The sequence below is a fragment of the Halobacterium bonnevillei genome (assembly GCF_009831555.1).
GTDB lineage: Archaea > Halobacteriota > Halobacteria > Halobacteriales > Halobacteriaceae > Halobacterium > Halobacterium bonnevillei.
The window spans coordinates 1-2310 of sequence record NZ_WUUU01000284.1; the positions used below are offsets into that span (position 1 = coordinate 1).

The 2310-nt window shown below is 71.3% G+C and carries 2 protein-coding genes and 2 pseudogenes; 3 read left to right on the plus strand and 1 reads right to left on the minus strand.

Translation table 11 applies throughout. The annotated features are described in order from the left end of the window. Nucleotides 1-1082, minus strand: a pseudogene (locus GRX66_RS18370) (excinuclease ABC subunit C); the annotation flags it as partial. A 108-nt stretch (nucleotides 1083-1190) separates the two neighbouring features. Between GRX66_RS18370 and GRX66_RS18375 the strand changes: the two are divergent. From GRX66_RS18375 to GRX66_RS18385, 3 genes and pseudogenes are all read left to right on the plus strand, one after another. Continuing rightward, the gene (locus GRX66_RS18375) at nucleotides 1191-1514 is read left to right on the plus strand and encodes a hypothetical protein (protein WP_159527771.1); all 324 of its coding nucleotides are present in this window, start codon (nucleotides 1191-1193) and stop codon (nucleotides 1512-1514) included. Nucleotides 1515-1624: 110 nt separating this feature from the next. Then, entirely contained in the window at nucleotides 1625-1879 is a 255-nt protein-coding gene (locus GRX66_RS18380) for a hypothetical protein (protein ID WP_159527772.1), read from the plus strand. Between the two features lie 107 nt (nucleotides 1880-1986). Beyond that, nucleotides 1987-2310 (plus strand): annotated as a pseudogene (locus GRX66_RS18385) (hypothetical protein); the annotation flags it as partial.

The window sequence follows — 2310 nt, forward strand, 5'->3', positions numbered from 1 at the left end:
CGTCGTCCCCGTGGTGCTCGGGCAGCAACAGCCGGTCCGGGAGGTCGCGCTCCGCGTAGAACTGCACGAGGAACGCCGCGAGCACGTCCGCGACGCGGCTCGCTGGCTCCCCGGCCGCGCCCTCCGAAGTCATCCCGTCGAAGGTCGACCCGTCTGCAGCCGCCCGGTCCGCGCCGCCGCTCCCGGGGGCGTCCAGGTGGTGCTGGTCGCGCTCGACGAGCTGGCCGTGCTCGGCGTGGAGTCGCGCGACAGTCGCCTCCTCGCCCTCGACAGCGACGCCCAGGACGTCCGTCGTCTCCGCGTCGTCGCTACCCGCCACCGCACCGCCCGAGCCGCCGTGGAACGACTCCACGACGTCCAGGCGGTCCCGGAGGTTCGCCGCGCGCTCGAAACTCCTCGCGCTGGGCGGCCTGCTCCATCGCGCGCTCCAGGGGGTCCGCGAGCGCACCAGTCTCCCCCTCGAAGAACCGCCGCGCGGCCCGCGCGTCCGCCGCGTAGTCGTCGGGCGAAATCTCGCCCGTGCACGGCGCCGAACACAGCCCCATCTCGTAGTCCAGGCAGGGGCGTGCCCGGCCGCTGTACTTGTGGTCCGAGCACCCCCGCAGCCCGTACACCTCGCGAACCGCCTTCACGACCGTTTCCACGTCGCCCTTGTCCGTGTACGGACCGAACGCCGCCGCGCCCTCGTCGGGGTCGCGGGTCACCTCGATGCGCGGGGCGTCGTGGTCGGTGAACTGCACGAGCGGGTAGGACTTGTCGTCTTTGAGGCGGACGTTGTACCGCGGCTGGTGGCGCTTCACGAGGTTCGCCTCCAGCAACAGCGCCTGCGTCTCGGTGTCCGTCACCGCGAAGTCGACGGCGTCCGCGCGCTCGACCATCCGCTCGATGCGCTCGCTGCGCGGGTCCGCGTACGACCGCACGCGGTCGCGGACGTCCACCGCTTTCCCGACGTAGAGGACCCTCGTGTCCGCGCCGCCCCCCGACTCGTCGCCGCCGGCCCGCGACAGTTCCTCCTCGAACTGGTAGACGCCCGGCTCCGCGGGGAGGTCGCTGGCCCGCTCCCGGACCGCGTCGGCGTCCATCACACCCGGCTTGGGCCGCGGCGACTTTCAACTGCGCGGTCGCGGCGCAGTTGCTCGCGTCGCGCCCCGTCGCAGGGATTACCAGACGCAGGCGAGTGGTCGATACCAGTGCCGTCAGCCACGGACGCGTCCCACGACACGACTGCGTCGTCGCTGTTCTACGACAAACTGCTGGACTACCTGCTAGTCGCCCTCCTCGTCGTCGGCTGGATAGGCGTGACCGCTCTGACCGAGATCGACCGCTCGTTCGCCGACGAGATCGCCCGCGACGTCGTCACGAACTCCGAGACCCCGCTCGGGCTCTCCGAGCAAGCGCTCGCCGCCGGGACACCCAAGCTCGCGGTCTTTGTCGTCTTCGCGGTACTCGTGTACGTCGCCGTGGACGTCGTATTTGCGGCACTCGGCGGACTACTCGCCGGCCTGCTCGCCTGACGTGTCGCCGGGCGACGCGTCCGCCCTCGCGCGGCAGCGAACCGGCCCCGTGATCTCGACGCGGTCGCCGAACCGGCACACTTGAACCGTCGGCCGACGAATCCCCGGTGATGCCCGAGACTGAGCGCGTCTGGCTGGTCTTCCGCGAGTACACCGACAAGGGGCTGTTGAACCTCGTGTACGCGACGACCGACGGCGAGCGCGTGCTCCGCAAACAACGGTCGCTGAACGCCGGCGACCCGACGGCCGCCGTCGACGTCGAACCAGACAGCCTCGACCGCGTCGAGGACCCCGAGGACCGCGAGCGGTACGGCCAGGAAGCCACCCGGATGGCCGACTCCCACGACCCGGACGACCGGGTGTAACGCCCACGCTCCGGGGGTTCGCACGGAGCGCGACGCGGAGCAAGACACTTCTCCCCTCGCCGAGTCGTCGAACACGTGCCCGTGTCCCTCCACTTCGAGGTGATGCCGTGAGCTGGCGAGTCGTCGCACGCCGGGACGTCGACGTGCTGCGAGCCGACCGGTCGTTTCTGCTGTTCCCCGGGTTCTTCGGGCTGCTGGCTGCGGCCATGGCGTACGCGTTCACGCGCGGCCCCGCCAGCACGCCGCTCTCCTCGGGATTGGCGCTGTTGTTCCTGTTCGCGGTGCCGCTGACCGCCGGGACGGTCACCCACGAAGCCATTCCGAGCGCTGTCTCGTCCGGACGCATCCGGCTCGCGCTCTCGCTTCCGCACAGCCGGCCGGCGTTCCTCGCCGGCACGGGTGTGGCGCGCCTCGCCGTCACGGTCGCGGGA

Bases quoted from the DNA above. Each gene is read 5' to 3' on its own strand.
- GRX66_RS18380 (WP_159527772.1), top strand. From the start codon at position 1,625: ATGCCCGAGACTGAGCGCGTCTGGCTGGTCTTCCGCGAGTACACCGAC.